The organism is Kitasatospora kazusensis, from assembly GCF_039529945.1.
Taxonomy (GTDB): domain Bacteria; phylum Actinomycetota; class Actinomycetes; order Streptomycetales; family Streptomycetaceae; genus Kitasatospora; species Kitasatospora kazusensis.
Genome location: NZ_BAAANT010000013.1, coordinates 64,576 through 87,416, shown reverse-complemented (window position 1 = coordinate 87,416; position 22,841 = coordinate 64,576). Strand labels below are relative to the sequence as shown.

Genomic DNA, 22,841 nt, shown 5'->3' with positions numbered 1-22,841 from the left:
GTCAGCGACCGACCCCCGAGCGATCTTTGCGGCGTCGGCCCGGCGGAGCAATACCCGGACCGGAACAGATGTTCGCCGCGCGGCGGACGCCGAGGACCCGCGCCGGTGCCCCTGGCCCGGGAACACCAGGGCGCGACGACACCGGTCCCGTTCGACGCCGGGCCGGGGGTCAGCTCTTCGGCTTGTTCCGCCGGAACTTCAGCATCAGGGCGCGCGAGAACTGGTCGTCCGCCGTCGTCGTCCCCTGCGGGAAGTCGGCGGCCATCAGCTTCTGGTAGGCGTCGGGCCGGAACTCGGCCATCAGGAGCCAGCCGCTGCGGACGTCGGCGGTGGGCGCGCTGTTCCCGGTGCCGTCGGTGCCGTCCACGCGTCCCGCGTAGTGGCGGGGGCCCTTGGTCATCACGTCCACGAAGGTGTTCGCGAGCGGGGCCATCATGGCCGGGGTGATGCCGTACCGGCCGGACAGGTACGCCCGGTACAGGCCCGCGCAGTCCAGGCTGCCGTGGTCGTTGTCCTCCGGATCGCCCGTCGAGGGGGCGTACACCCAGGCGTACGCCGGCTTCCCGGCGTGGTCGGTGTACTTGCGCACCTGCGAGAAGAACCAGTCGACACTGGTCTGCACCAGCAGGTCGTACCGCTTGACCCGCTGCGGGTCGTCGCCCAGCAACTGGTGCGCGACCGCCAGGTTCTGGAAGCCGTAGTCGAACATCATCTGCTGGTTCCACGGCACCGGCTGGCCGCCCTTGTAGGGCGAATCCGCCGCGAAGTACTGGCGGTCGCCCTTCGAGACGTCCAGCAACCGGGCCAGGATGTGCCGGTCAACGGCGGCGTCCGCCTCCGCGACGAACCTCTTGGCCCGGTCGAGGTAGGTGGCGCCGTAGCCGTGCGGGTCACCGGTCGTCACGGGCTGGTGCCACAGGGCGGGCGTCTGCAGGACGAGCCGGCCGCAGTCCGCGAGGTGCCCCACCGGGTCGCCCTGCTCGCCGCCGGTGGCGACGGGCGTGACCGCCACGTCGTCGGGCCACGCGGGGCCGACCTTGCCGGTCCAGAGCACGTGCTGCCCGACCGGGCGGGCCGCGAGGTCGTCCCGCTCGGAGAGCACCGCGTCGCAGAAGCCGATCATCCGGTCGAGCACCGCCCGGTCGGCGGAGACCTCGTACACCAGGCCCATCGCCTTGGTGTCCTCGCCACTGTGGCCCTGGGCCCACTGGTTGCCGATGTTGTCCGCCGCCGGCGTGAGCGTCTGGACGTACGACCTGAACGACTTGATCTCGTCCGGCGTGACCGGCCCGTCGAAGCCACTGAGCTTCATCACCGGACTCGCCCCGCGCGGCGACGCCGAGACGGTCGGCGCCGCCCCGGCCGCTCCCCCCATGGCCGCCGTCGCCACGGCTCGCGTCGACCCGGCCTCCGCCCCTCCGAACGCGATGGCGCCGCCGGCCCCCAGGCAGGCCAGCACCAGGCTCCCGACCAGGACCTTCGCGGGTTTCCGCACAACCATCGCGAACCTCCTGAGCAGCGACCGGGCAATCGGCGAGCGGACGGGCCCTCGCCCCTGCCACCTGCCGACCCGCGCCCGATCCGGCACGGACGCGGTCCTATTGACGCATTGTCATGAACCAACGGCAAGAGGGAGAGCCGGACCCAGGACGCGCACAGGGTCCACCGGGGCCGGGCCTACTGGCCCACCGTGGCCCACGGCGGGAGCAGGGCGGGGCGAACCCGGGAAAGCCGACGGCCCCTGACCGTTGTTGCCGGTCAGGGGCCGTTCCGCTGCGGAGAGCGTGGGATTTGAACCCACGGTGAGGGGTCACCTCACGACAGTTTTCAAGACTGTTCCCTTAGGCCGCTCGGGCAGCTCTCCTGGCGGAGGTCAGCCTAACGGGTCCGGAGGGGTTCGGTGCACACCGTTTAGGTGCCGGCGTCGCCCGGGTCAGTTGTCGCCCTTGCGCTCGCCGAGGGTGATGGTGGTGGTGCCGGGCTTGCCGTCGCGGGTGTACTCGACGGTGACCTTGTCGCCGGGCTTGTACGTCCAGATCTCGCTGACGAGGGTCGGGCCGCTGTCGATCGCGTGGTTGCCGAGCTTGGTGATGACGTCGCCCGGCTTCAGGCCGGCCTGGTCGGCGGGGCCGCCCGGGGTGACGGCTGCGGTGCCCTGGACGGGGCCGGTCTGGATCTGCGCGCCGTCGCCGGTGTAGTCGTCGTTGCGCAGCACACCGAAGATCGCGTAGACCGGGGTTCCGTTGCTGATCAGGTCCTGGGCGACGCGCTTCGCCTGGTTGATCGGGATGGCGAAGCCCAGGCCGATGCTGCCGGCCTGGCCGGTGCTGCTCTTGTTGTTGGACTGGATCGCCGAGTTGATCCCGATCACCGCGCCGCTCGCGTTGAGCAGAGGACCACCGGAGTTGCCCGGGTTGATCGAGGCGTCGGTCTGCAGGGCGTTCATGTACGAGGACTGGGCGCCCGTGCCGTCGCCGGAGGCGACCGGGCGGTCCTTCGCGCTGATGATGCCGCTGGTGACGGTGCCTTCCAGGCCGTACGGGGCACCGATCGCGACCGTCGCGTCGCCGACCGCCGCGTGGTCGGAGTCGCCCAGCGGCAGCGGGACGAGCTTCTCCTTCGCCGGGTTGTCCAGCTTGATCACGGCCACGTCGTAGCCCGAGGCGCGGCCGACCACCGAGGCGGAGTACGAGGAGCCGTCGGAGAACTTCACCGTGAGCTTGCCGCCGTTGGCCGCCGGGGCGACCACGTGGTTGTTGGTGAGGATGTGGCCCTCGGTGTCGAAGACGAAGCCCGTGCCGGTGCCGGACTCCTGGGAGCCCGACGCCTTGATGGTGACGACGCTGGGCAGCGCCTTGGCCGCGATCCCGGCGATGGAGTCCGGGGAGCGGTCGACGGCCTTCTGGTTGTCGCCCACCGAGATGGTGGTGCTGGAGTGGCTGGAGCCGGAGTTGCCGCCGGAGTTGCCGTCGTTGTCGGCGACACCGACACCGATCGCCCCGCCCGCGATGCCCGCGACCAGTGCGACCGCCGCGATCAGCGCGATCAGCCCGCCGCGCTTCTGGCGGGGCGGCCGGGCCGGAGCGCCGGAGTAGTCGGCCGGGAACTCGGGACCACCGGCGCCGCCCCCCGGAGTGCCCCAGCCGCCGAGCGGCTGGCCCGCTCCGAACGGGTGGTGCGGCTCGGTGGGCGCGCTCTGGGCCGCGTACGGGTTGCCCGGGGCGGCTGCTGCGGAGGCCGGCGCGGGCGCGTCGGCGTACAGCGGCGCGGCGGGCGGCTGCGGCGCGGCGGGAGCAGCCGGTACGGCCGGGGCGGCGGGCGCGGCCGGGAGGACCGGCGGCGGCGCGTCCAGGTACGAGGGAGCGGGGGCGGGAAGGGGGGCCTGGGCCTCGCTCGGCTTGCTGAAGGAGAGCGTCGGCGCGGACTCGACGACGGGCGCGGCCTCGGCCGACACCGCGTCAGGAGCCGGACCCACCGCCCCCTGGCCGGTGGAGGGGCGCTCCTCCTCCGACCCGGTGGAACCACTCGCGTGCTCGGTGCTCACGGACGACCTCCATAACTGACTGGACCTTGGGCCATAGTTTTTCGCATCTCTGATTCGGTTGCCGTAAGGAGCCCCCTGAAGAACTCATAAGAATCCTTACGGCCCCCCGACGCCCCTCGGCGCCGGTCCGCGATGCGGACGGCTGCCCCCTGGCCTTGGCGTTCCCCGGCCGGGCGGTTAGCCTGGCGCTCCAAACTGACACGCGGGAGCTTGGACCATCCAGGCTGAGAGTGCGCGGATCGACCGTACGGCATGGGACCCGATCATCCGATCGGATCATAAACCGCACGGCCGAAGGAGCGCTGACCGCTCGAACCTGTCCGGGTAATGCCGGCGTAGGGAGAATCGGCCATGACGGCTGCCCCCGCACTCAGCGAACCGTCCACCAGAACGCCGGAGCGCCTCGAAGCACCGCTGACGCTGGACACCGCCCCACCCCGCACCCTCGGCTTCCGCGACCAGTTCGCGCTCTGGGGCAACCTCGGGGTCAGCCTGATCGGGTTCGCCAGTGCCGCGACGGTGCTCGGTGCCCCCGGCTCGGAGCTCTCGTTCACCGCCGCCGTGACGGCGATCGTGGTCGGCACCCTGATCGGCACCGCGATGCTCGGCGTCGCCGCGCTGATCGGCGCGCGGACCGGCGCCCCGGCGATGGCGGTGCTGCGCGGACTGTTCGGCACCCGGATCAGCTACGTCCCGACCGTGCTCAACATCGCCCAGTGCGTGGGCTGGGGCGTGTACGAGCTGATCATCATCGCGCAGGGCGCGCAGACCGTGGCCGGCACCACCGGCTGGCGCTGGCTGTTCGTGGTGCTGGCGGGCCTGCTCACCACCGTGCTGACCATCTGGCCGCTGGGCTCGATCGCGGTGCTGCGCAAGTACATCGCGATCGCGGTCGGTATGGCGATGGTCTACTTCACCGTCCAGCTGGGCCGCCAGGGCTTCCCCGACCCGGGGGCCGGTAACTGGAAGGGCTTCCTGCCCGCGACGGACGCGATCATCGCGGTGTCGATCTCGTTCGTCCCGCTGGCCGCCGACTACACCCGGCACTCCCGCAGCGCGCGGGCCTCGTTCTGGGGCACCTTCTCCGGCTACACCGTCGCCCAGGTCTGGTGCTACGTGCTCGGCCTGATCGCGCTGCTGCAGTCGCACGGCGACTCCTCGAAGATCCTCTCCTCGTTCGCCGGGGTGGCGGCGGGCTGGGCCTTCCTGCTGGTGCTGGTGCTGCGGGAGTCCGACCAGTCCTTCGCGAACGTGTACTCGACCGCGATGTCGGTCCACAACCTGTTCCCGAAGGTCGACCGGCGCCTCCTGACCGGCGGGATCGGCATCCTGGTCACCGGTCTCGCGCTGAAGATCCAGGAGTTCACAGCCTCGTACTACGCCTTCCTCGGCCTGATCGGCTCGGTCTTCGTACCGCTGCTCGCCGTCCTGGCCGCCGACTTCTTCCTCGGCGCCGGCCGACGCGGCTGGAACCTGGCCCAGGACGCACCCGCCCGGCCGCTGATGCTGCTGCCGTGGGCGCTCGGCTTCGCCACCTACCAGTACCTGGCCCCGACCGCGGTCGCGGGCTGGTGGACGGACTTCTGGACCGGCGCCCAGTCGACGCTGCACTTCACCCCGCAGCCGTGGAGCTCGGCCTCGCTCTTCAGCTTCCTGGTCGCCGGGGTGGCCACCTGGGGCCTCGGGCTGCTGCCCCTCTCTCGCCGGGGGGACGAGGGACGCGGGCGCTGAACGGGGGTGCGGCGCCGCACCTTCCGGGCTCGCGCAGTTCCCCGCGCCCCTGAAGGGTGAGCCCGACCCGAACGGGGGCACAGCCTTCCGATGCCGCGCGGTTCCCCGCGCCCCCGAGGGGTGGGGGGATCTGTTCACCGTGCGTTCCCCGTGGCGGTGGTTTCAGGCCATTCCCGGGCTCGTAGGCTTGGCGGTGTGGACACCCGGAACCTCGACTCGACGGCGCCCGACGCGCGCGTGCCCGACCGCTCCGCCGTGCGGGTGGTCGCGCACCGCGGCTCCTCCGCCGCGCTGCCCGAGCACACCCTGGCCGCCTACCGCCTGGCGATCGAGGAAGGGGCGGACGCGCTGGAGTGCGACGTACGGCTGACCGCCGACGGGCAGCTGGTCTGTGTGCACGACCGGACGGTCCAGCGCACCTCGGACGGGCACGGCACGGTGTCCGCGATGACGCTGGCGCAGTTGTCCGCGCTGGACTTCGGCTCCTGGAAGTCCGGGACGCCCGAGCCGGTGCTCACCCTGGCCCAGTTGCTGGAGCTGGTGGCCGACGCCGGGCGGCGGGTCGAGCTGGCGATCGAGACCAAGCACCCCACCCGCTCGGCGGGCCGGGTCGAGGCCGAGCTGCTGCGGACGCTGGACCGCTTCGGGCTGCTGCCGCGGACCCCCGCCGAGTCGACCGTCCGGATCATGAGCTTCTCCGAGATGTCGCTGCGCCGGGTGCGCCGGGACGCGCCCGCGATCCCCACCGTGTACCTGCTGGAGCGCCGCCTGCCGCTGCGCGGGCGGATCGCCTCGCTGCCCGGCGGCGCCGGGATCGCCGGGCCGGGGATCGACCTCGTCCGGGCGGATCCGGGGCTGGTGCCGGCCCTGCGCCGGGCCGGGCACCGGGTGCACGTCTGGACGGTGGACGAGCCCGCCGATGTCGAGCTCTGCCTGGAACTGGGCGTGGAGGCGATCATCACCAATCGGCCGCGCGAGGTGCTGGCGCAACTCGGACGATAGGCGATTAACCCTACGATCAACGCTTCGCGACCCCGGGCAATTGGCGTACGCGGGCGCGGCCCGGGGGGCGTGAAGCACCCGCGCCGGTCGAATTCCGAGCACTTTCACAACCGTCCGTGAGCAAGTAATCACCATTTGCGCACCGTGCGTTGCGGTGCTCCGAATTGTCCGCCCGCGATCGGCCCACGGTCGTTTCCGACGCATTCCCAGGGGGCATCCATCCCTCGGCAATCGCTGAAGGAGGTACGGGGGTGGCACTGATGGTTGCGCGCGATGTGCCGACTGCATCGAGGTCGGCCGTATCGACGCCGGCGTCGTCGACTCTGGCGGTGCCGCACGGGCCGGCCAGTGTCTCGGTCGCGCGCCGGCAGCTGCGCCGTGATCTGGGTGAGCGCGAGATGCCCGACGCGGTGGTCGACGATGCCGTACTGATCCTTTCCGAACTGCTCAGCAATTCCTGCCGGTATGCCCGGCCGTTGGCCCTGCTCGCCGAACTCGACGAACGGGACACCGTACTGGTGGGCGCGCACGCCCCCGCCCGGCGCGGTGCGCTCTGCCCCGAGGCCGACCGCGAATGCGGCGGGCTGCTGGTCCGCTGGCAGCTCTTCGGTGACGGGTCGCTCACGCTGGAGGTGACGGACGGCGGCGCGGTCACCCGTCCGCTGCCGGCCCGGCCCTCGCTGACCTCCAGGGGTGGGCGCGGCCTGAGCATCGTGGGCAAGCTGGCGACGGCCTGGGGCGTCCGGGACGCGCCCGGCCAGGTGACGGTGTGGGCGGCCCTGCGCCCGGAGCGCGCCGAACGCTCCGAACGCTCCGAACGGCTGGAGCACGCCGACCAGGGCGCCAGGAGCGCCTGACCGCGCCGCGCCCACGGCCCGGCGTTGACGTGATCGGAGCCCGGCGTTGACGTGATCGGGGCCCGGCCATGACGTGATCGGAACCCCGGTCGGGACCCGACCGGGCCCGGGCTCCGGCGCGGCGCCGGGCGGCGGTGAATCTCGGCGGCCGGGAAACCTCAGTAGGCTGCCGGGAGTAAGACCGGCCGGGAGCGGGGAGCGCGGGACGACGCGGGCCCCGCCGCCGGGCGGTCACAGTGTCACCGTCCCCGGGAGAGCCGCACCATGGCCAAGAAGGCCGCCAAGAAGTCGCCGCAGCGCAGCCAGTCCACCACCGTCAGCACGGGTGACATCCCCGTCGTCGGCGCCCGGGAGGACTGCCCCTGCGGCTCGGGCCGCCGGTACAAGGCCTGTCACGGCCGGGAGGCCGCCCACGCGGTGCAGGAGCTGGTGCACCGCCCGTTCGAGGGACTGCCCGGCGAGGCCGACTGGGTGGCGCTGCGCGAGCTGGTCCCCGCCGCCACCGTGCCGCTGACGCTGACCGCCGAGGCCATGCAGGGCGCCGTCGGCGAGGTGCCGTCGGTGACCCTGGCGACCGTGCTGCCGCTGGCCTGGCCGGCGCTGCGCCGCGCGGACGGGTCGATCCTGCTCGGGCTGCAGACCCAGTCCTCCTCCGGCGACCTGAGCCGGGACCTCGCGGACGCCCTCGAACTGGCGCTGGCCACCGAGCCCGGTACACCGGTGCCGGCCCGCCGGACCGTCCCGGGCGGCCGCCGCCTCCAGGAACTCCTGGACCTGAACGCCGGGTTCACCCCCGCCGTGCACACCGGCTTCGAGTTCTGGCTGGAGGACGCGGAGAGCTCGACCGGTGAGGTCGCCGCCTCGCTGGAGCGCGCCAACGCGTCCGCGATCCCGACCGAGAAGCTCGCCGGCGTGGACTCCTCGTACTGGTGCTCCGCCGGCGACAAGAACCACCTGCGCTGGGTCATGACGGTGCCGGAGGAGCAACTGCTCGACGCGCTGGCCCGGCTGACCGCCGCCGAGCAGTCCTCGCTCGGCCCGGACACCCGGCTGGTCGGCTCGTTCCGCGCGCACGGCCTGACCGTGCCGGTCTGGGACCTGCCCACCACGATGACCTCGACCGACTGCGAGAAGCCCGCCGCCGAGTTCGCCGAGCGGCTGGCCGACACCCTGAAGGCGCTGGCCGCGGCCGACGCGGCACCGCTCACCGCCGAGGAGCGCCGGGCGCGCGCCAACCTGGTGAACCGTCAGGTGACGCTCAGCTGAAACCTCCCCCGAAAGGGGAAAGTGAGTCGCGTCACATTTCAGCCATTCGGGGGAAATGGCCAGGTCGCAAGCCAGATGGACAAATTGGCTCGGACGCGGATCTTTGTTACCATTTAAACAGTCCGGTCGCTGGTGCATCCCCCGTCGCCAGCGGCCGGATCTTTTCTTTTCCCGGGCTTCCCCGCACATCCGGTGGTACTCCCGGCGCGGTGGGATTGTGTCATTCAGGCCCGGACAACCCGCCCGACCGGCGCGGACAACCCGGCCCGACCGGCCTCGACGCCCGTCGGAACACCCGGCCGGAACACCCGGTCAGAACGCCAGCCGGCTGCCGTCCGGCGCCGTCGCGCTCGCCGCGATCAACACGCTGAGCAGGCCGCCCACCTGAGGCAGCCACGGCCGGTCCTCGATCGGCGCACGCACCCAGCGGACACCGCCCGCACCGGTCCGCGAGGGCGGCAGCACCAGGTAGCCGTCCGGCCCGTGGTACCGCAACGAGCCCGGTACCCACGGCTGTTCGGCGAGCAACTCGCCCAGCTCGGCCAGCGAGTAGGGGGCGACCAGCAGCACGTACCGCCCGGGAGTCGCCAACACCGGCCCCAGCGGCACCCCGTGCAGCGTGAGGTACTCCAGCGCCCGGGCGCCCGCGTCCGCCGGGAGGCTCACCGCGCAGACCGCGCGCCCCGTGGCGACCAGCACCGAGGACTCCGGGCTGCGCTGCTCCCACCACCAACTCACCATCCGGGCATCGGTGCTGGCCGCCAGCAGCGGCGGCTCGTGCGGGTGCGCGCCCGGCGCCGGACAGCACGGGTCGGCACAGGAGCACGCCCCCGGCAGCTCCGGCAGCCCGTGGGTGCCCGGCACCACCGGCCAGCCCCGGCCCGCCGCCGCCAGCGCGGCGCCGAGCAGCGCGGCCCTGGCCCGGCGGCGGCAGCCGGGCAGGCGCAGCCAGGCCCTGCGCAGCAGTCCGCGCCACGACCGGCTCCGGCCGCGCCGACTCCGGCGCGACCACGTCCGTTGGGAGAGCATCAGCTGCATGGCGCTCGTTCCTTTCCGCGACCGTTGGACTCCGGGACCGTCAGACCGTGACCACGACGAGGGTGCGGCGTCACGGGAGTGCTGCCGCCACGACGGTGAGGTGAGGTGCAGTGCGATGAGCAGTGCGCACGACATGAGACGGCCGGGCCCCTCAGAGGGAGGGTCGGGCCCGGCGCAGCTTCACATCCAGGCTCTCAAGGTCGGCCCCTGGAACGAGAATCCCGCATGTGACCGGATGGACGCCGCTCGGAAGCCGCTGGTTCCACCGTACGAGTGAGTGTGGACCGGCGAAGCCGGACAGCGGTCACCTGAAGCATACGATCCGGGCGGCTCGTTGACCCTTCGCCAGCCGGATGCCGTCGGATCGCCGGGCGCTCGGAGGTGCACCGGGGGCGCCCGCCGTCACGGTCCGGGCTCCGGGACGAATCTGGACATGCCCCGATCGGCCTGTGTACAAGTGGGGGATTGGTGCCGAAGTAGAGAGATAGAAATCGTTTTGGGCGGTCTTGGGAGTCCTGCGTGACACGTACCAGTGTGTGGGGAGTCAGAACATGACCGACGCCAGGCCGCTCGATCTGCCGGTCGCCGGGATCCAGCAGGCTCCGGGAGTGCCACAGGTCTGCGGCGTACCGCAGGCGTCCGGGCTCGCGCCGGCGGGCGGACCGGCGCAGGCGGACACCGGCCGGAAGGCGGGCGGCGCCCGGGTGCCGACGACCGGGCCCGGCGGGCGGGCGTCCGCCGATCCGGCCTTCCTGGCGCTCGGCGCGGAGCCCGGTGTGGGGTTGCAGGACCGTTTGGCCGGATGGCTGTCCGATTTCACCAGCCTGCACGAGCACACCGAACGGCTGGCCGCCGCCCGTGGGCCGGCCCAGGCCCTGGACACGGTGCTCCGGTCCGGTGCGACCCTGCTCGGGGCCCGCCGGGGGCTGATCACCACCACCGCGCGCGGCTCCGGCCGGGCCGTCGGCCTCGGCCTGGACCGCGCCAGCCTGGGCGCGCTGGAGACCGTACCGGCCGAGCACGGACCGTTCACCGGCCTGCTCGGCGGCACCGCCGACCACTGGGACGTACTGGTCACCGACCTGGCGGACGACCCCGCCGTCGGCCCGCGCTTCCGCGAGGTGGCGGCCCAGCTGGGCCTGGGCGCCTGCTACGCGCTGCCGCTCCGCACCGAGGCGGACGGCACGCTCGGCGCAGCCGTCTGGTTCTACGACGAGCCCACCGAACCCGACGAGCGCAGCCGGCACCTGGCCCGGCTGTACTGCGACTTCGCCGCCCAGCTGCTCGCCGGGCAGCTGGAGGCGGACCGCGCCCGGCGGACCGCCGAGGCGCTGCGCCGGGGCCTGCTGCCCGACCGGCTGCCCGTCGTCCCCGGGCTGGCACTGGCCGCCCGCTGGGTGCCGGCCGGGCTCGACCACGCGGTCGGCAGCGACTGGTACGACGCCGTCGCGCTGCCGGACGGCTCGATCGGGCTGACCGTCGGCAGCGTCTCCGGGGACGGCCCCGGCGCCGGGCCGGACTCCGCGCCGGGCGCGGCGACCGCGATGGGCCGGCTGCGCGCCGCGCTGCGGGCGTACGCGGTGCTGGAGGGCGAGGATCCGGTCTCCGTCCTCGGGGATCTGGAGCTGCTGCTCAAGACCACCGAGCCGACCAGGTCGGCGACGGCCGTGTACGCCTGGGTCGAGCCCGACGAGCGGCGGATCACGCTGGCCGGTGCCGGGCACTGCCCGCCGGTGCTGGTCACCCGGTACGGCGCCAACTTCGTCGAGACCTCGCTCTCCGCCCCGCTCGGCATGCTGAGCTGCTGGGAGGCGCCGGGCGTCGAGCTGAGCGCCGAGCGCGGCGACCTGCTGCTGCTCTACACCGAGGGCCTGGCCCGGCGCTTCGGCCCGACCCTGCACGCCGGGCAGGCGGCGCTGCGCCGGGCCGCCGCCGAGGCGCCGCGCGAGGTGCGGCTCTCCCCGGACCGGCTCTGCGCCCATCTGCTGGCCCTCTGCCCGGCCGCTCCCGGCAAGCCCGGGTCGCCGGCCACCGACGACCTGGTGCTGCTCGCGGCCCGGTTCGAGTAGCCGCTCGCCGACCGCCCGGCGACCGCCCGCTCGCCGTCCGCCCGGCCGTCCGATCATCCGTTCGGCCGGGCATCCGTACCATGGGACGCACGGCCGCCCACGCGCGTCGCGATCCGACGGGTCCGGGGCGGCACCACTCGCAAGGAGGCGACGTACGTGACCGAGGACCGTAGCCCGGCGGCAGCAGAGAACCCCGAGGGCGCCGTGGACGGCGACGCCGAGCAGCTGTTCAAGGGGCGGAAGAACGGCCTGTACGGCGACATCTCCGACGAGCTGGCCGCCTCGATGAAGTCCGGCTGGAGCGACACCGAGCTGCGCGGCCTGCAGCCGATCGAGCAGGCGGCGCACGCCGCCGCCCGCCGCGCGAAGCTCTCCGCCCAGTACCCGGGCGAGCGCCTGGTCGTCCCGGCCGGGAACCTGCGCACCCGCTCCAACGACACCGAGTACTCCTTCCGCGCCGCCAGTGAGTACGTGCACCTCACCGGCGACCAGAGCGAGGACGCGGTGCTGGTCGCGGAGCCCGTCGCCGACGGCCACGAGTTCAGCCTCTACCTGCTGCCGCGCTCGAACCGCGCGAACGGCGAGTTCTGGCTCGACGGCAACGGCGAGCTGTGGGTCGGCCGCCGGCACAGCCTGGCCGAGGCCGAGCAGCTGCTCGGGCTGCCCTGCCGGGACGTCCGCAAGGCCGCCGAGGAGCTGAAGGCCGCCGCCGCGGTGCCGACCCGGATCGTCCGCACGTACGACGCCGGCCTGGAGGCCGAGCTCGCCGACCTGCTGGACGAGGAGAAGGACACCGATCTCAAGGTGTTCCTCAGCGGCCTGCGGCTGGTGAAGGACGACTGGGAGATCGGCCAGCTGCGCGCGGCCTGCACCGCCACCGTCGCCGGATTCACCGACGTGGTACGGGAGTTGGGCCAGGCTGTGGCCACTTCCGAGCGCTGGATCGAGGGCACCTTCTGGCGGCGCGCCCGGGTCGACGGCAACGACATCGGCTACGGCTCGATCTGCGCGGCCGGCCCGCACGCCACCACCCTGCACTGGGTCCGCAACGACGGCGACGTCCGCCCGGGTGAACTCCTGCTGCTGGACGCGGGCGTGGAGACGCACACCCTCTACACCGCCGACGTGACCCGGACCCTGCCGATCAACGGCCGCTTCAACGCGCTCCAGCGCAAGATCTACGACGCGGTCTACCAGGCCCAGGAGGCCGGCATCGCGGCGGTCAGGCCCGGCGGCCGGTTCCGCGACTTCCACGACGCCTCGCAGCGGGTGCTCGCCGAGCACCTGCTCGCCTGGGGCCTGCTGGACGCCTCGGTCTACGACGTCGAGAAGGTCCTGGAGCTCGGCCTCCAGCGCCGCTGGACCCTGCACGGCACCGGCCACATGCTCGGCCTGGACGTGCACGACTGCGCCCAGGCCCGCCGCGAGGACTACGTGGACGCGCTGCTGGAGCCAGGCATGTGCCTGACCGTCGAGCCCGGCCTGTACTTCCAGCTGGACGACCTGACCGTGCCGGAGGAGTACCGGGGCATCGGCGTCCGGATCGAGGACGACATCCTCGTCACCGCCGACGGCAACGAGAACCTCTCCGTCGGTCTCCCCCGCACGGCCGAGGACGTCGAAACCTGGATGGCCTCGCTGGCGGGCTGACCGGCTGACCCCAGGTGTGACGACCTGACCACAGGTATGACGACCTGACCACAGGTGTGACGACGCCCCCAGCCGAGCGGCCGGCCGGGGGCGTCGTCGTGTCGTCAGTTGGCCGGGGTCGTGCCGGCGGACGGGGTGGAACCCACCATCGCGAAGGTCATCGAGGGCCGCAGGTTGGTCATCGGCGACGAGCCGTCGTCATCGCTCGCACCGACCGCGATGTTCCACTGGTTGCCGAACTGGACACCGCCCGTCTGCAGGCCGAACCAGAGGGTGAACCGGCTCTGCTGACCGGGCTCTCGGCAGACCGGGCTCTCAGCAGACCAGGCCGAGGTCGGCCGGGGTGGCGGTGGCGGGGTCGATCGGGCGGCGGCCCTCGGTGGGCCAGCCCTCGCGGACCCAGTACTCCAGGCCGCCGATCATCTCCTTGACCTCGCGGCCGAGCGCGGCGAGCTTCATCGCGCCCTTGGTCGAGCCGTTGCAGGCCGGGCCCCAGCAGTAGACGACGAGCAGGCCGGGCGGGAGGGCGGCGACGCTCTCGGCGGTGATCGCGGCGATCGGCAGGCTGATCGCGCCCGGCAGGTGGGCCTTGCGGTGGGCGCCCTCGGGGCGGACATCGAGGATGACGAAGTCCTGCCGCCCGTCGCGCAGCGCGTACCAGACGTCCGCCGGGTCGGCCTGGCAGCCGAGACGCTCGGCGAAGAAGGCGAACGCCCGCTCGGGGGAGGCGGCCGGGATCTCGGTCACGGGCGAGGTGGCGGTGGTGATGCCGGCGGTGGCGGTGGCGGTCATGTCCTGGCTCCCTGTGATCTGCGGCGATGTGATGATCTTCGGGTCCGGACACCATCCACCGACAGTGGCGTGAACGACTACACTCGCCAAGATCCCGCCAGCAGAGCAGGGGCAGCCGAGGACAGGAGAGCGCGATGGGCCCGGTGGCAGTGACGATCGGGCCACCGCCCGAGCCGGTGCACACCGTCGCGGTGTACGCCTTCGACGGCATGGCGCCGTTCGAACTCGGCGTGGTGGTCGAGGTGTTCGCCCTGGCCAGGCCCGAGCTGACCGGTCTGCTGGCGGCGCCCTGGTACGGCCTGAAGGTCTGCGCGGACCGGCCCGGTGTGCCGCTGCGGGCCGTCGGCGGCTTCTCGGTGACGGCCCACCACGGGCTGGACGAACTGGCCGCCGCCGACACGGTGATCGTGGTCGCCGTGCCCAACACCTTCAGCGGCGAGGTCTCCCCCGGCCTGACCGCCGCACTGCGGACGGCGCACGAGCGCGGGGCCCGGATCGTCTCGATCTGCTCGGGCGCCTTCGCACTCGCCGCCGCCGGACTGCTGGACGGCCGGGAGGCCACCACTCACTGGCGCTACGCCGATCTGCTCCAGCAGCGCTATCCGGCGGTACAGGTCAACCCGGACGTACTGTACGTCGACGACGGGGACGTCCTGACCAGCGCGGGCAGCGCGGCCGGGATCGACCTCTGCCTGCACCTCATCCGCAGCGACCACGGCGCGAAGGTCGCCAACACCGTCGCCCGCCGCTTCGTGGTGCCGCCGCACCGGGCCGGCGGCCAGGCCCAGTTCATCGAGGCCGCCGTCGCCCCGGTCGACGAGGACGACGACGGCGTGGCCCGCAGCATGCAGTGGGCCCTGGACCACCTGGCCGAACCCCTCACCGTGGCGGTGCTCGCCCGGGCGGCCCGGATGTCCGACCGGTCGTACCTGCGTCACTTCACCGCCCGCAACGGCACCAGCCCGATGCGGTGGGTCATCACCCAGCGGATCGCCGCCAGCCTGCCGCTGCTGGAGTCCCCCGACGGGACGGTGGAGGAGATCGCCGCCGCCGTCGGCTTCGAGAGCGCCGCCACCTTCCGGCACCACTTCGGCCGGGCCATGCGGACGTCTCCGACGGCCTACCGGCGGACCTTCGGTCACAGCGTGGCCTGAGACGGCCTCGGCGGACACCGGCCACGGAACGGCGCCCGGCCCGGCCCGCTCACGCCCGGGCGGGCGCGACCCGTCGGCGTGGCGGAGCCGGGCCGGGCCGACCGGGTGGTTCAGCCCACGCCGACCACGTTGGTCTGGGAGAGCGGGTAGCAGCCGGGAGTCTCCTTGGTCAGCGAGACCTCCAGGTTGGCGACGGTTTCCGACGCGCCCTTGGGCGCGGTGTCGAGCAGCAGCAGGCTCTCACCGTGCGGGATGGCGGCGGGGTGCAGGATCGCGATGCGGCCGTTCGTGGGGTCCAGCTGCATCACCGACTCCAGCCCCTTGCTGCTGTCGGCCACCTTGGCGTGGCAGTCGGCCGAGGGCGTCATGACCAGCGCGGGCACACCCACCGAGCGCAGGGCGCTCTGCAGCCCGGACCAGTCGGCGCCCATCAGCTGGAAGGAGACGGTGCCGTCCTTGTTGGGGGTCACCGTGTAGGAGACGGTGCTGAGCTGCACCGCGGCCGAGCCGCCACCGCCCGCCTGGGCGACGGCGGGGCCGTTCTGCGGCGCGGGGGCCGTACCGGCGTGCGGTATCAGGGCGACCGCGGTGACCGCGGCGGCCAGCCCGAAGCCGGTCGCCACCAGCCTGCGGGTGTGGCGCGGCCGGATCCGGACCGGGGTGCCCGCGGCGGGGAGGTCCGCGGCACGGGCGGCGAGGTCGGCGCCGAGCTGCTGCTGGAAGTGCAGGGGCGTGGTCACGAGGCGGCCTCCAGGAGAGTGTTCACGGAAGTGGTGGTGGTGGTGTTGGTGGTGCTGGTGGTGCCGGCCTGCGGGACGGCCTCCCGCAGCGCCTTGCGGGCCCGGTGCAACCGCACCCGGGCGGTGGCCGAGCTGATGCCCAGCGCCTTGGCGGCCTCACGGACGGCCAGCCCGTCGACGGCCACCAGGTCCAGCACCGCGCGCAGCGGCTCGGACAGGGCGGCGTGCCGGGCGGCCAGCCCGCGGGCCGCACGGGCCGCGTCGATGCGGCCCTCGATCGCGGTCACGTCCTGGTCGTCCAGCATCCGCCGGCCGGCGATCCTGGCGACCGCGTTGAGCTCGCGGACGTTGCCGCGGAAGTGCGCGGCCAGGACGTTGCGGGAGATGCCGTACAGCCAGGCGACGGGCGCGCCGCGGCGGGCGTCGTAGCTGTCGGCCTGCTCCAGCGCCGTCAGGAAGATGTCGGCCGTCAGATCGGCTGCCAGGTGGACGCTGTCGGTGCGCCGGGTGACGAATCCGAGCACGGTGTCGAACTGCTGCCGGTAGAACTCGGCGAATTCCGCCGGGTCCCGCGAGGGTGGTGCTATCGGGTGCTCCGCTGGCACGGACGACTCCTTGGGACGACGAGCACTGCCTTACACCTCTACTTGGTTCCGGCGCTCCGAAGCGTTACACGCGGCGTTGCGAGGCCGGCGTCGCGCTACTGCGCGGCGATCGCCCGCAGTACGTCCAGGCGGGCCGCCCGCCGGGCCGGCCAGAGCGCCGCCAGGCCGCCGGCCACCAGGCCGAGCAGCAGGAACAGGGCCAGCCGCGCCCAGGGCAGCACGAGTTCGTACCCGGGGAGCGAGGCCCTGCTGAGGCTGCCGCAGCCCCAGGCCAGGAAGATCCCCGTGCCGATGCCCAGGACGGCGCCGAACAGCGAGATCACCACCGACTCCAGACGCACCATCCGCCGGACGCCCCTGCCGTCGAGGCCGATCGCGCGCAGCAGCCCGATCTCACGGGTCCGCTCGAAGACCGACATGGCCATGGTGTTGACGACGCCGAGCACTCCGATGAGCACCGTCATGCCGAGCAGGCCGTACATCATGTCGAGCATCGCGCCGTCCTCGCCGGACTGCGCCTTCGTCAGCTGCTCCCGGTCCCGCACCTGGAGGAGCGGGCTGTTGCCGAGGGCCGCCCGGACGCCCTGTTCGAGGCCGCTCGTGGCCCGGCCGGACGCGGCCTTCACCAGGATGCCGTCGAGCGTCCCGCGCGCGTACGGAAGGACGTCGTCCAGGGTGCCCAGGGCGTCGCCGAGGTTGGGGTTCGGCCGGTAGACGCCGACGACGGTCAGCCGCCTGTCGTCGCGGAAGCCCAGCGTGCCCTGGAAGGTGTCGCCCTTCGACAGGCCGGTGGCCCTGGCCAGTTGGGCGGAGAGCGCGACCCTGCCGGGGCCGACGTCGGCGAGCGAGCCGCTGCTGAACTCCAGGTCGAAGACTTTCGCGAGCCGCTGCGGGTCCGCGCCGGTGAGCGTGCCGCCCTGGCCCCGGGCCGCCAGGCTCGATTCGGCGACGGGCACCGCCTCCGCGACGCCCGGCACCTCGGCGACCTTCGCGGCGAGTGCGGCGTCGATGCCGCCGCCGGTGGCGTTGGAGACCTTGTAGTCCGCGGTCAGGCCGCGCACCGCCGCCGCTTCGAGCGCGCTGTCCGTCGAACTGCCGGTCACGGTCAGGCCCGTGACGAGGGTGAGTCCGATCATCAGGGCGGAGGCGGTGGCGGCGGTGCGGCGCGGGTTGCGCAGCGTGTTCTCCTCGGCGAGCCTGCCGCTGACGCCGAACAGCCGGGTGGCGACCGCCCCGGCGAGCCGGACCACCGGCCGGGACAGCAGCGGGGCGATCACGATCATGCCGGTCAACGTGAGCACCGAGCCGAGTCCGGCGGTTTCGAGGTTGCCGTCGCCGCCGCTGCGCTGGGTGGAGACGTACAGCACGGTGAGGACACCAAGGCCGGTGAGCAGCCCGCCGAGGATGGTGCGGAGCAGCAGGCCGCGCTTGGGCGGGGCCTGGTCGACGGTGGTCAGCGCCTCCACCGGTGCGACCCTCGCGGCCCTGCGGGCCGGCAGCCAGGCGGCGAGCACGGTGACGCCGACGCCGACCACGAGGGACCAGCCGAACACGCCCGTGGAGACGACCAGGGGGCCGTCCGGCAGGCCCGCGCCGGCCGCGTCGAGGAGTGGCCTCATGGCGGCCGCGACGCCCGTCCCGAGCGCGATGCCGGCCGCGGCGGCGCCGAGTCCGAGCAGCCCGGCCTCGGCGAGGACCGCGCGGACGACCTGGCCGCGCAGGGCCCCGACGGCGCGCAGCAGCGCGGTCTCACGGCGTCGCTGGGCGATCAGCATGCTGAAGGTGTTGGCGATGACGAACACGCCGACGAACAGCGCGATCCCGGCGAAGGCCAGCAGCATCCGGGTGAGCTGCTTGGTGCTCTCGGCGATCCGCTGCGCCTGCTCGCGCGCGAGTTGGGCTCCGCCGGTGACCGTGAGGCCGTCGGCGGGCAGCGACGCGCGGATCCTGTCGGTGAGTTCCTGGTTGTCGGTGCCGGGTGCGGAGGCGACCAGCAGCTCGTTGAACTGTCCTGCGCGGAGGAAGAGTTGCTGCGCGGTGCCGGTGTCGAAAAGGGCGAGGCTGCCGCCCGCGGTGACTCGCGGGTCGTCGCTGTCGACGGTGCCGACCAGCTTCTTGGTGAGCGTGGGGCCGGTGGTGGCGAACCGGACGGAGTCACCGAGGGCGTAGCCGGCCTTCTCGGCGGTACGGCGGTCCAGGGCCATCTCCGAGTCGGCCGTGGGGCCGCGTCCGGCGCTGACGGGGTAGCGGCTGTCCCGGCCGCCCTGCCGGGGGTCGGGTGCGTAGTTGGTCGCCAGGTTCTGCCAGCTGTCGTCGGCGTTCAGCGGCCGGCCGTCCTTGGCGGCCAACGTGGCGGTGCCGTTGACGGTGGGGCGCACGGACGTGACGCCGGGCACCGTACGGACCCTGTCGGCGAGCTCGGCGGTGAGCGTCGTGGACCGGCCGCCGTTCGCCGTGCCGTCGGTGTCCCACCTGACCCGGGCCTGGACGGAGACGGCGACGTCCGCGAAGTTCCTGGCGGAGGCGCCGCGCAGGGCCTGGGTGACGGTGTCGCCGAAGACGAGGGTGCCGGAGACGAAGGCGACGCCGAGCGTGATCGCGAGGGCGGTCATGACCAGTCGGGCTCGGTGCGCGAGGACGTTGCGCAGGGCTGTGCGCAGCATGGGTGAAGGCATGGGTGACGGCATGGCTGGCGGTCCCAACTCTGGTGCGGGCAGCGGAAGTCCGGACGGGGCTCGGGCGGCCGGGTCAGCTCGTACGGGCCCTGGTGTCGAACTGCCTCATCCGGTCCAGGACGCCCTCGGCGGTCGGTGCGAGCAGCTCGTCGGTGAGCCGGCCGTCGGCGAGGAAGACCACCCGGTCGGCGTGGGCAGCGGCCGCCGGGTCGTGGGTGACCATGACGACGGTCTGGCCCGACTCCCGTACGGAGTGCCGCAGGAAGCCGAGGATCTCGGCGCCGGACCGGGAGTCCAGGTTGCCGGTCGGCTCGTCCGCGAAGACGATCTCCGGCCGGGACGCGAGGGCGCGGGCCACCGCGACCCGCTGCTGCTGGCCGCCGGACAGCTGGGCGGGGCGGTGGCCGAGCCGTCCGGAGAGGCCGACGGTCGCCACGACCGAGTCCAGCCAGCGCTGGTCCGGCCTGCGGCCGGCGATGGCCATCGGCAGGGTGATGTTCTCCAGCGCCGTCAGTGTGGGGAGCAGGTTGAACGCCTGGAAGACGAAACCGACGCTGTCCCGGCGCAGCCGGGTGAGCTGCCGGTCGCTCAGACCGGACAGCTCGGTGTCGCCGATCCGTGCGGAGCCGGCGGAGACCGAGTCGAGGCCCGCCATGCAGTGCATCAGTGTCGACTTGCCGGAGCCGGACGGGCCCATGATCGCGGTGAACCGGCCGCGTCCGAACTCCACCGAGACCGAGTCCAGGGCGACGACCCGGGTCTCCCCCTGGCCGTAGACCTTGCTCAGCCCGGTGGCCCGGGCGGCGGCGGAATCCGTCGCGGAGCGGCCGGAGTGGGCGGGCGCGGGATCGGCTGCCTGCACTGACATGTCAGCTCCAGAAGTACGAGGAGGAGGTGGTGCGACTGCCTCTCATCCTCGACGCGCCGTCCTGCCCGATCCGTAGGCCTCAGGGCGTGACCGAGGCCTCTGCCGATGGTCGGCCCGGAGGCCGCGGGTAGCCCGCTGGGCGGACGGGCGGCTCTGTCCGACGGCAGAGACCGGGGGCCGGCCCGCTGCTCAGGAGAGCAGCCCGGCCCGGTACGCCAGGAGTGCCGCCTGGACGCGGCTGTCCGTGCCCGTCTTCACCAGGACGGCGCTGACGTGGGTCTTCACCGTGCCCACGCCGATGCCCAGCCGGCGGGCGATCTCCGCGTTGGCGAGGCCCCGGCCCAGCAGCACGAGGACGTCGCGCTCCCGGGCGGTGAGCGCCGCGAGCCGCCCGCCGGGGTCGGCGCCGGCCGCCGACGGCGACCCGCCTCCGGGGCCCGGCGTACCGGCACCGCCGTCGAGCATCTGCGCGATGACGGTGCGGGTGACTCCGGGCGAGAGGACGGCGTCGCCCGCGGCGGCCGCCCGGACGGCGCTGATCAGCTCCTGCGGGCCGTCGTCCTTGAGCAGGAAGCCGGTGGCGCCGGACCGCAGGGCGCGCGTCACGTTCTGCTCGTCGCCGAAGGTGGTGAGCATGACGACCTGCGGCCGGGGGTCGAGTGCGAGCAGCCGCTCGATCGCGGCCAGCCCGTCGAGCACGGGCATCCGGATGTCGATCAGCGCGACGTCCGGACGGGTCTCGCCGGCGATCCGCACGGCCTCCTCGCCGTTCGCCGCCTCGCCGACCACCTCGATGCCCTCGGCATGGCGCAGGATCAGCCGGACCCCGTGCCGGATCAGTTCCTCGTCGTCGGCGAGCAGGACCCGGACCGGGCGGCTGCCGGGGGCGGGGGGTTCGGTCACGGTGACTCCCAGGGCGGCGTCTGCGACACCATCGGAACGGTGAAGTGGTCGATCGTGGCCAGGGTCTCGCCACGGAAGCAGTAACGGGTGATCGCGAGGCGGTCGGGGCCCCGCACGGCGGACTCGGCCGGGGCCGTGGAGTCCTCGGCCGAGTACGTCGAGTACATGCAGCTGGTCACGGCCGCCGGGTGGGCCGGCTCGCGGCCCGTCGCCGCCGCCCGCGCCGGTGTGCTGTCCCCGTACACGGCCTGCTCCACCTCCGCGCGGGACATCCCGATCCTGGGCTGCTGGTGCTGACGCTGCTGACCGCGCTGGTCGGGTTCCGGGAAGGTCCGGACGACCAGGAAGAGGCCGCACATCATCAGCACGCCCACGCCCGCGAGGCCGAGGAACCCGCTGAGGGCGCGCACGGCACGGCGCTGGAACCGGTCGGGTGACTGCTCCGGGCAGGAGTCGGCGGGCTGTCCGGGCGGCGCGGCGCCGGCGGTGGCGAGGTTCGCCGCCGGGTGCGGCCGGGCCGGGATCCGCGCGGTCAGCGCGAAGCCCCCGTCCGGCGCCGGGCCGGCCTCCAGGGTGCCGCCGAGCAGGGCCACCCGCTCCCGCAGCCCGACCAGGCCGCGCCCCGAGCCCAGGCCGGTCGCCGCCTCCGGGGCCACCGGCGGACGCCCGTTGCGGACGAGCACCTCGACCCGGTCGTCGGTGTGCGTGACCGCGACGGTGACGGCGGCTCCGGCCGCGTACCGGTGCACGTTGGTCAGCGCCTCGCGCACCACCCGGTGCACCGCACGCCGCACCTGGGGCGCGCGGTCGTCCAGGTCGGGGCCCTGCCAGCCGAGCTCGACGGGAATGCCGCCGCTGCGCGACTCCCGGGCCAGCGCCTCGATGTCGGCCCGGGTGCCCGTCGTGTCGGTCAGGGCGTCCGTACCGGTGTCCCGCCCCAGCGGGCCCAGGACACCGAGCACCTCGCGCAGCTCCCGCATCGCGTCCCCGGCGGCCCGGCGCACCAGGGCCGCCTCGTCGCGCAGTTCGGGCGACTCCTGCTGCAGGGCCAGCTCCAGGCCGCCCGTGTGCAGCGAGACCAGGCTGAGCCGGTGGCCGACCAGGTCGTGCATCTCGGCGGCGATCCGGGACCGCTCGTGCATCCGGGACTCGCTGTCGGTGAGCCGGCGGGCCGCCTCCGCGGCGGCGGCCCGGTCCCGCAGCGCCCGCAGCAGCCGGTCCTCCTGCCCGCCCGAGCTGCCGAGCAGTCCCGGCACCACCAGCGTGGTGGCGGCGAGTGCGGCGCCGAGGGCGAGCCCGAAGGGGTGGCCGCCGAACCCGATGACCGGTGCGAAGACGGCGCAGCCCAGCGTCGCCAGGACGGCCGAGGCGAGCAGCACGGTGCTCCGGCGCCGGGGCACCGTCAGGTGCCGGGCCGTGGTGTACGCGGTCACGGCGGCCGGCAGCCCGGCGGCGGGCAGCAGGCCCACGACGACGGAGACGCCCAGCAGGCTCGTCGTGGGGAGGCGACGGCGGACGGCGAGCAGGGCGAGGGCGAGCAGACCGAGGAGGAGCTGGACCCCGCCGGACGGACCGGCGCCCCGCACGATCTGCTGGGTGAGGAGCACCAGCACCGCGCCGCCGGCCACTTCCGCGAGCGCGCGCCACAGCCCCGGGCCCGGTTCGCCGGGGGCCGTGAACGGATTTCGGGAGGTGCGGGCCATCGGCCAATTGTCCGGGGCGGCGGAGCGGGCGGGCATGCGACCTGGGGATGAGGTGCCGCTCTGTCGAAAGCCGGAGGCGTGCACCGGGCGGGCCCCGGAGTACCGGGCAGCCGGTTCGCACAACAGCCGTGCGGCTCACCCCGGTTGCACCGCCGACGGGACACCCCGGGCGGCCGCTCCGCGACCCGCAGGGCCCCGGCCGGCGGGAGGGCGTCCGGCGGTCGGTGACGGGGAGACCCTGGGC

17 protein-coding genes and 1 tRNA gene are annotated in these 22,841 nt (G+C 73.6%); 7 read left to right on the top strand and 11 right to left on the bottom strand.

Annotated elements, in window-relative coordinates:
• Window positions 1-169 precede the first annotated feature (169 nt).
• The 3 genes from ABD330_RS14035 to ABD330_RS14025 form a co-directional block, all read right to left on the bottom strand.
• Window positions 170-1,501, bottom strand: a complete 1,332-nt coding sequence (locus ABD330_RS14035; RefSeq protein ID WP_344464650.1) for a hypothetical protein — start codon at window positions 1,499-1,501, stop codon at window positions 170-172.
• 275 nt (window positions 1,502-1,776) lie between these two features.
• Window positions 1,777-1,864: transfer RNA gene (locus ABD330_RS14030), tRNA-Ser, on the bottom strand.
• 69 nt (window positions 1,865-1,933) lie between these two features.
• Window positions 1,934-3,544, bottom strand: coding sequence for a S1C family serine protease (locus ABD330_RS14025; protein WP_344464648.1), 1,611 nt, complete (start codon window positions 3,542-3,544; stop codon window positions 1,934-1,936).
• 351 nt (window positions 3,545-3,895) lie between these two features.
• On the opposite strand from ABD330_RS14025, the gene ABD330_RS14020 reads away from it, so the two are divergent.
• The 4 genes from ABD330_RS14020 (at window position 3,896) to ABD330_RS14005 (ending at window position 8,400) form a co-directional block, all read left to right on the top strand.
• Window positions 3,896-5,275 (top strand): purine-cytosine permease family protein, encoded by a 1,380-nt coding sequence (locus ABD330_RS14020; protein ID WP_344464646.1) that lies wholly within the window; start codon window positions 3,896-3,898, stop codon window positions 5,273-5,275.
• 237 nt (window positions 5,276-5,512) lie between these two features.
• Window positions 5,513-6,277, top strand: a complete 765-nt coding sequence (locus ABD330_RS14015) for a glycerophosphodiester phosphodiesterase (RefSeq protein WP_344464784.1) — start codon at window positions 5,513-5,515, stop codon at window positions 6,275-6,277.
• Between the two features lie 329 nt (window positions 6,278-6,606).
• Window positions 6,607-7,134, top strand: a complete 528-nt coding sequence (locus tag ABD330_RS14010; RefSeq protein ID WP_344464644.1) for an ATP-binding protein — start codon at window positions 6,607-6,609, stop codon at window positions 7,132-7,134.
• A gap of 264 nt (window positions 7,135-7,398) precedes the next feature.
• The gene (locus ABD330_RS14005; protein ID WP_344464642.1) at window positions 7,399-8,400 is read left to right on the top strand and encodes a DUF5926 family protein; all 1,002 of its coding nucleotides are present in this window, start codon (window positions 7,399-7,401) and stop codon (window positions 8,398-8,400) included.
• Window positions 8,401-8,712: 312 nt separating this feature from the next.
• Here ABD330_RS14005 and ABD330_RS14000 read toward each other — a convergent pair whose 3' ends face one another.
• Window positions 8,713-9,438, bottom strand: a complete 726-nt coding sequence (locus ABD330_RS14000) for a bifunctional DNA primase/polymerase (RefSeq protein ID WP_425555525.1) — start codon at window positions 9,436-9,438, stop codon at window positions 8,713-8,715.
• A gap of 551 nt (window positions 9,439-9,989) precedes the next feature.
• Here ABD330_RS14000 and ABD330_RS13995 point away from each other — a divergent pair.
• Both ABD330_RS13995 and ABD330_RS13990 read left to right on the top strand, forming a co-directional pair.
• A complete protein-coding gene (locus ABD330_RS13995; RefSeq protein WP_344464640.1) occupies window positions 9,990-11,507 on the top strand; it encodes a PP2C family protein-serine/threonine phosphatase in 1,518 nt (505 codons plus the stop codon).
• Window positions 11,508-11,663: 156 nt separating this feature from the next.
• Window positions 11,664-13,157, top strand: coding sequence for an aminopeptidase P family protein (locus ABD330_RS13990; protein WP_344464638.1), 1,494 nt, complete (start codon window positions 11,664-11,666; stop codon window positions 13,155-13,157).
• A gap of 315 nt (window positions 13,158-13,472) precedes the next feature.
• Here the strand turns inward: ABD330_RS13990 and ABD330_RS13985 are convergent, their stop codons facing one another.
• A complete protein-coding gene (locus tag ABD330_RS13985) occupies window positions 13,473-13,949 on the bottom strand; it encodes a rhodanese-like domain-containing protein (protein WP_344464636.1) in 477 nt (158 codons plus the stop codon).
• Between the two features lie 134 nt (window positions 13,950-14,083).
• Here ABD330_RS13985 and ABD330_RS13980 point away from each other — a divergent pair, with 134 nt between their 5' ends.
• Window positions 14,084-15,103: a helix-turn-helix domain-containing protein gene (locus tag ABD330_RS13980; RefSeq protein WP_344464634.1), complete on the top strand. Its 1,020-nt coding sequence runs from the start codon at window positions 14,084-14,086 to the stop codon at window positions 15,101-15,103.
• Between the two features lie 110 nt (window positions 15,104-15,213).
• Here the strand turns inward: ABD330_RS13980 and ABD330_RS13975 are convergent, their stop codons facing one another.
• The 6 genes from ABD330_RS13975 to ABD330_RS13950 all read right to left on the bottom strand — a co-directional run bounded on the left by ABD330_RS13975 (window position 15,214) and on the right by ABD330_RS13950 (window position 22,597).
• Window positions 15,214-15,843 (bottom strand): type 1 periplasmic-binding domain-containing protein, encoded by a 630-nt coding sequence (locus tag ABD330_RS13975; RefSeq protein ID WP_344464632.1) that lies wholly within the window; start codon window positions 15,841-15,843, stop codon window positions 15,214-15,216.
• Window positions 15,840-16,448: an RNA polymerase sigma factor gene (locus tag ABD330_RS13970; protein WP_344464630.1), complete on the bottom strand. Its 609-nt coding sequence runs from the start codon at window positions 16,446-16,448 to the stop codon at window positions 15,840-15,842. The genes ABD330_RS13975 and ABD330_RS13970 overlap by 4 nt, the downstream gene beginning before the upstream one ends.
• A 95-nt stretch (window positions 16,449-16,543) precedes the next feature.
• Entirely contained in the window at window positions 16,544-19,111 is a 2,568-nt protein-coding gene (locus ABD330_RS13965; protein ID WP_344464628.1) for an ABC transporter permease, read from the bottom strand.
• Between the two features lie 85 nt (window positions 19,112-19,196).
• The gene (locus ABD330_RS13960; RefSeq protein WP_344464626.1) at window positions 19,197-19,991 is read right to left on the bottom strand and encodes an ABC transporter ATP-binding protein; all 795 of its coding nucleotides are present in this window, start codon (window positions 19,989-19,991) and stop codon (window positions 19,197-19,199) included.
• 189 nt (window positions 19,992-20,180) lie between these two features.
• Entirely contained in the window at window positions 20,181-20,894 is a 714-nt protein-coding gene (locus ABD330_RS13955) for a response regulator (RefSeq protein ID WP_344464624.1), read from the bottom strand.
• Window positions 20,891-22,597: a sensor histidine kinase gene (locus ABD330_RS13950; protein ID WP_344464622.1), complete on the bottom strand. Its 1,707-nt coding sequence runs from the start codon at window positions 22,595-22,597 to the stop codon at window positions 20,891-20,893. Before ABD330_RS13950 ends, ABD330_RS13955 begins: the two co-directional genes overlap by 4 nt.
• Window positions 22,598-22,841: the final 244 nt, after the last annotated feature.